This window comes from Pseudaeromonas sharmana (assembly GCF_042649925.1).
In the GTDB taxonomy this organism is placed as follows: domain Bacteria; phylum Pseudomonadota; class Gammaproteobacteria; order Enterobacterales; family Aeromonadaceae; genus Pseudaeromonas; species Pseudaeromonas sharmana.
This window is the reverse complement of the sequence record NZ_JBHSAF010000001.1, coordinates 445,680-452,352: the sequence shown is the minus strand read 5'-3', so window position 1 is coordinate 452,352 and position 6,673 is coordinate 445,680. Positions and strand designations below refer to the sequence as shown.

Genomic DNA, 6,673 nt, shown 5'->3' with positions numbered 1-6,673 from the left:
CATGCACGTAGCTGAAGGTGCCGTCGGCATTCAGCGTCAGGCTGCCGTGCGCAGGTCCGGTGACCAGGATCGCCGACAGCGTATCCTGCTCGGCGTCGCTGTCGTTGCTCAACACATTCTTAGACCCGCCGACCAGCACGGTGGCCGTGCCGCCTTCGCTGACGGTGATGCTGTCCGCCACCGCCACCGGCGCGTCATTAACCGGGGTCACCGCGATGTTCACGGTCACGGTATTGCCGTCCGCCGTGCCGTCGTTGACCTTGTAGCTGAAGCTGTCTGCCGTGGTCTCGCTGCCGTCATGCACGTAGCTGAAGGTGCCGTCGGCATTCAGCGTCAGGCTGCCGTGCGCAGGTCCCGTGACCAGGATCGCCGACAGCGTATCCTGCTCGGCGTCGCTGTCGTTGCTCAATACGCTGCCGGCGCCGCCGACCAGCACGGTGGCCGTGCCGCCTTCGGCGACGGTGATGCTGTCCGCCACCGCCACTGGGGCGTCGTTAACCGGAGTCACCGCGATGTTCACGGTCACGGTATTGCCGTCCGCCGTGCCGTCGTTGACCTTGTAGCTGAAGCTGTCCGCCGTGGTCTCGCTGCCATCATGCACGTAGCTGAAGGTGCCATCGGCATTCAGCGTCAGGCTGCCGTGCGCCGGACCGGTGACCAGGATCGCCGACAGCGTATCCTGCTCGGCGTCGCTGTCGTTGCTCAACACGCTGCCTGCACCATTGGCCAGGAGAGTCACAGTGCCGCCTTCGGCGACGCTGATGCTGTCCGCCACCGCCACCGGGGCGTCGTTAACCGGAGTCACCGCGATGTTCACGGTCACGGTATTGCCGTCCGCCGTGCCGTCGTTGACCTTGTAGCTGAAGCTGTCCGCCGTGGTCTCGCTGCCATCATGCACGTAGCTGAAGGTGCCATCGGCATTCAGCGTCAGGCTGCCGTGCGCAGGTCCCGTGACCAGGATCGCCGACAGGCTGTTCTGCTCGGCGTCGCTGTCGTTGCTCAATACGCTGCCGGCGCCATTGGCCAGGACAGTCACAGTACCGCCTTCGGCGACGCTGATGCTGTCCGCCACCGCCACCGGGGCGTCATTAACCGGGGTCACCGCGATGTTCACGGTCACGGTATTGCCGTCCGCCGTGCCGTCGTTGACCTTGTAGCTGAAGCTGTCTGCCGTGGTCTCGCTGCCATCATGCACGTAGCTGAAGGTGCCATCGGCATTCAGCGTCAGGCTGCCGTGGGCAGGTCCGGTGACCAGGATCGCCGACAGGCTGTTCTGCTCGGCGTCGCTGTCGTTGCTCAATACGCTGCCTGCGCCGCCGACCAGCACGGTGGCCGTGCCGCCTTCGGCGACGGTGATGCTGTCCGCCACCGCCACCGGGGCGTCATTAACCGGAGTCACTGCGATGTTCACGGTCACGGTATTGCCGTCCGCCGTGCCGTCGTTGACCTTGTAGCTGAAGCTGTCCGCCGTGGTCTCGCTGCCGTCATGCACGTAGCTGAAGGTGCCGTCGGCATTCAGCGTCAGGCTGCCGTGGGCCGGACCCGTGACCAGGATCGCCGACAGGCTGTTCTGCTCGGCGTCGCTGTCGTTGCTCAACACGCTGCCTGCACCATTGGCCAGGACAGTCACAGTGCCGCCTTCGGCGACGCTGATGCTGTCCGCCACCGCCACCGGCGCGTCATTAACCGGAGTCACCGCGATGTTCACGGTCACGGTATTGCCGTCCGCCGTACCGTCGTTGACCTTGTAGCTGAAGCTGTCCGCCGTGGTCTCGCTGCCATCATGCACGTAGCTGAAGGTGCCATCGGCATTCAGCGTCAGGCTGCCGTGGGCAGGTCCGGTGACCAGGATCGCCGACAGCGTATCCTGCTCGGCGTCGCTGTCGTTGCTCAACACATTCTTAGACCCGCCGACCAGCACGGTGGCCGTGCCGCCTTCGGCGACGGTGATGCTATCCGCCACCGCCACCGGCGCGTCATTAACCGGAGTCACTGCGATGTTCACGGTCACGGTATTGCCGTCCGCCGTGCCGTCGTTGACCTTGTAGCTGAAGCTGTCCGCCGTGGTCTCGCTGCCGTCATGCACGTAGCTGAAGGTGCCGTCGGCATTCAGCGTCAGGCTGCCGTGCGCCGGACCGGTGACCAGGATCGCCGACAGGCTGTTCTGCTCGGCGTCGCTGTCGTTGCTCAACACATTCTTAGACCCGCCGACCAGCACGGTGGCCGTGCCGCCTTCGCTAACGGTGATGCTGTCCGCCACCGCCACCGGGGTGTCGTTGACCGGGCTGACCGCGATGTTCACGGTCACGGTATTGCCGTCCGCCGTGCCGTCGTTGACCTTGTAGCTGAAGCTGTCCGCCGTGGTCTCGCTGCCGTCATGCACGTAGCTGAAGGTGCCGTCGGCATTCAGCGTCAGGCTGCCGTGCGCAGGTCCGGTGACCAGGATCGCCGACAGCGTATCCTGCTCGGCGTCGCTGTCGTTGCTCAACACGCTGCCGGCGCCGCCGACCAGTACGGTGGCCGTGCCGCCTTCACTGACGGTGATGCTGTCCGCCACCGCCACCGGGGCGTCGTTGACCGGGCTGACGCCGATGCTGACAGTACTGGTCGTGGTGCCGCCGTTGCCGTCGCTGATGGTCACGGTGAAACTGTCGTTGCCGTTGAAATCGCTGGCTGGCGTGTAGGTGAAGGTGCCATCGGCATTCAGCGTCACGCTGCCATTGGCCGGCGCCGTGCCCAGCGCATAGCTCAGGTTGTCGCCATCCAGATCGCTGGCCACCACGCTGCCGCTGACCGGCGTATCTTCCGCCGTGTTCAATGCCACATCGCCGGTCGTCGGCGCGTCGTTGACCGGGCTGACGCCGATGCTGACAGTACTGGTCGTGGTGCCGCCGTTGCCGTCGCTGATGGTCACGGTGAAACTGTCGTTGCCGTTGAAATTGCTGGCTGGCGTGTAGGTGAAGGTGCCATCGGCATTCAGGGTCACGCTACCATTGGCCGGTGCAGTACCCAGCGCATAGCTCAGGTTGTCGCCATCCAGATCGCTGGCCACCACGCTGCCACTGACCGGCGTATCTTCCGCCGTGTTCAATGCCACATCGCTGGTCGTCGGCGCGTCGTTGACCGAGCTGACGCCGATGCTGACAGTACTGGTCGTGGTGCCGCCGTTGCCGTCGCTGATGATCACGGTGAAACTGTCGTTGCCGTTGAAATCGCTGGCTGGCGTGTAGGTGAAGGTGCCATCGGCATTCAGGGTCACGCTGCCATTGGCCGGTGCCGTGCCCAGGGCATAGCTCAGGCTGTCGCCATCCAGATCGCTGGCCACCACGCTGCCGCTGACCGGCGTATCTTCCGCCGTATTCAAAGCCACATCGCCGGTCGTCGGCGCGTCGTTAACCGGACTGACGCCGATGCTGACAGTACTGGTCGTAGTGCCGCCGTTACCGTCGCTGATGGTCACAGTGAAGCTGTCGTTGCCGTTGAAATCGCTGGCTGGCGTGTAGGTGAAGGTGCCATCGGTATTCAGCGTCACGCTGCCATTGGCCGGTGCCGTGCCCAGGGCATAGCTCAGGCTGTCGCCATCCAGATCGCTGGCCACCACGCTGCCGCTGACCGGCGTATCTTCCGCCGTATTCAAAGCCACATCGCCGGTCGTCGGCGCGTCGTTAACCGGGCTGACGCCGATGCTGACAGTACTGGTCGTGGTGCCGCCGTTGCCGTCGCTGATGGTCACGGTGAAACTGTCGTTGCCGTTGAAATTGCTGGCTGGCGTGTAGGTGAAGGTGCCATCGGCATTCAGCGTCACGCTGCCATTGGCCGGTGCCGTACCCAGCGCATAGCCCAGGTTATCGCCATCCAGATCGCTGGCCACCACGCTGCCGCTGACCGGCGTATCTTCCGCCGTGTTCAATGCCAAATCGCCGGTCGCCGGCGCGTCGTTGACCGGGCTGACGCCGATGCTGACAGTACTGGTCGTGGTGCCGCCGTTGCCGTCGCTGATGGTCACGGTGAAACTGTCGTTGCCGTTGAAATTGCTGGCTGGCGTGTAGGTGAAGGTGCCATCAGCATTCAGCGTCACGCTGCCATTGGCCGGCGCCGTACCCAGCGCATAGCTCAGGCTGTCGCCATCCAGATCGCTGGCCACCACGCTGCCGCTGACCGGCGTATCTTCCGCCGTGTTCAAAGCCACATCGCCGGTCGTCGGGGCGTCATTGACCGGGCTGACGCCGATGCTGACAGTACTGGTCGTGGTGCCGCCGTTGCCGTCGCTGATGGTCACGGTGAAACTGTCGTTGCCGTTGAAATTGCTGGCTGGCGTGTAGGTGAAGGTGCCATCGGCATTCAGTGTCACGCTGCCATTGGCCGGCGCCGTGCCCAGCGCATAGTTCATGTTGTCGCCATCCAGATCGCTGGCCACCACGCTGCCACTGACCGGCGAATCTTCCGCCGTGTTCAATGCCACATCGCCGGTCGTCGGGGCGTCGTTGACCGGGCTGACGCCGATGCTGACAGTACTGGTCGTGGTGCCGCCGTTGCCGTCGCTGATGGTCACGGTGAAACTGTCGTTGCCGTTGAAATTGCTGGCTGGCGTGTAGGTGAAGGTGCCATCGGCATTCAGGGTCACGCTGCCATTGGCCGGCGCCGTGCCCAGCGCATAGCTCAGGTTGTCGCCATCCAGATCGCTGGCCACCACGCTGCCGCTGACCGGCGTATCTTCCGCCGTGTTCAATGCCACATCGCCGGTCGTCGGGGCTTGATTCTCAGCCTCGGATGTCACAGTGGTACCGCTAAACTCGGTGGTCGATGTCGTCGTGACCGTATCGCTGGTGTCCGTATCGTAACCCGCCGTGGCCAGCGTGCTATCACCGGTACGCTCAACGGTAATATATCCTTCATTACCCGAGCCAGAACCATCGCCACCACCCGTTGCGCCACCTGCTGCCGTCGCTTCAAACTGCTTCGTCGGGTCCTCGCCGTTTAACAAGGCTTGTTGCAGTTTTTCCACGTCGGAAAGAACGTCGGTCTGTGCTTGTGCCAGAACCTGCCCCTGAGTCTCGGCGCGCGCTTCTGCTTGCGCATCAACAGGTGCTGTACGGATGTCAGCCTCGTCGGCCAGCTGGATCATTGCCCCCGCAGGGATCCGTGCTCCCACTGCCAAAGCTCGCAAGCTGCCGTCCTCTTGGACAATAAATGCCTTGCTCGTCAATGACATGACAACAACTTCTTGAGCACAGATAATTTGCTTCATGAAACGGGGATCCCTGACGGTTAGAAAAAGTCAGGCTCAATGATATGAATTCAATGTAAAGAAAACCGTTAGCAATATTCGAATAACTGTTAGCCTTTTATCGATTTTGCAGACAAACATGCGAAAGCTTGTATACAAAACAAACAAATGCACTTGAAAAATGTGATGTCCATGTAAAAAAAACACCGGCGTATGCCGGTGTTTTTTACGTATCCGAACAAACGGACAACAAATAATTACAGAACGTCGATCGCGTTCAGTTCCTTGAACGCCAGTTGCAGACGGGCGATCATGGACTCTTGGCCCTTACGCAGCCATACGCGTGGGTCATAGTACTTCTTGTTCGGTGAATCAACGCCTTCCGGGTTACCCAGCTGACCTTGCAGGTAGGCTTCCTTGTCCTTGTAGTAACCCAGGATACCTTCCCAGCACGCCCATTGGGTGTCGGTGTCGATGTTCATCTTAACAACACCGTAACCTACAGACTCTTCGATTTCGGCAGCGGTAGAGCCTGAGCCACCGTGGAATACGAAGTTCAGGGTCTTGGCCGGAACAGCGAACTTCTCGGAAACATACTTCTGGGAAGCATCGAGAATGGACGGAGTCAGCTTGACGTTACCTGGCTTGTAAACACCGTGTACGTTGCCGAAAGAGGCAGCGATGGTGAAGCGCGGGCTGATCTTGGACAGACGCTCGTAAGCGTAGGCCACATCTTCCGGTTGGGTGTACAGAGCAGATTGATCCATGTGGCTGTTGTCCACACCATCTTCTTCACCGCCGGTGCAGCCCAGTTCCAGCTCCAGAGTCATGCCCATCTTGGCCATGCGAGTCAGGTATTCGCAGCAGATGTCGATGTTCTCTTCCAGAGACTCTTCGGACAGGTCCAGCATGTGGGAGGAAAACAGCGGCTTGCCAGTTTCAGCAAAGTGCTTTTCACCAGCATCCAGCAGTCCGTCGATCCACGGCAGCAGCTTCTTGGCAGCGTGGTCGGTGTGAACGATAACCGGAACACCGTAGTATTCAGCGACAGCGTGAACGTGCTTGGCACCAGAGATAGCGCCCAGGATGGCAGCTTGTTGACCTTCCAGCTTCAGGCCCTTACCAGCGATGAAAGCAGCACCACCGTTAGAGAACTGAACAACAACCGGAGCCTTGGCCTTGGCGGCAGCTTCCAGAACAGCGTTGATGGAGTCAGTACCCACTACGTTTACTGCTGGCAGAGCGAACTTGTTAGCCTTGGCAACTTCAAATACTTTTTGAACGTCGTCGCCAGTGATCACGCCCGGTTTAACAAAATCGAAGATCTTAGACATATCTATGGTCCTATCACGTTGAATTTGATGGTGGTAAGCCGCCATCAGATTGACAGATTCGTGTCCACCCGCAGGGGGACGAAGAAACGGGAGGTTCAATCCTCCCGTTTAT

At 60.9% G+C, this 6,673-nt stretch carries 2 protein-coding genes; both read right to left on the bottom strand.

What is annotated here, in order from left to right; translation table 11 throughout:
• On the bottom strand, nt 1–5,248 hold a 5,248-nt coding region (locus ACFOSS_RS02140; RefSeq protein WP_377150366.1), incomplete at its 3' end, for a retention module-containing protein.
• Between the two features lie 236 nt (nt 5,249–5,484).
• Nucleotides 5,485–6,561: a class II fructose-bisphosphate aldolase gene (fbaA, locus tag ACFOSS_RS02135; protein ID WP_377150365.1), complete on the bottom strand. Its 1,077-nt coding sequence runs from the start codon at nt 6,559–6,561 to the stop codon at nt 5,485–5,487.
• Between the last annotated feature and the right edge of the window lie 112 nt (nt 6,562–6,673).

What these genes read in the sequence shown, in the direction of transcription:
- fbaA (WP_377150365.1), bottom strand. Translation starts at nt 6,561, where the DNA reads ATGTCTAAGATCTTCGATTTTGTTAAACCGGGCGTGATCACTGGCGAC.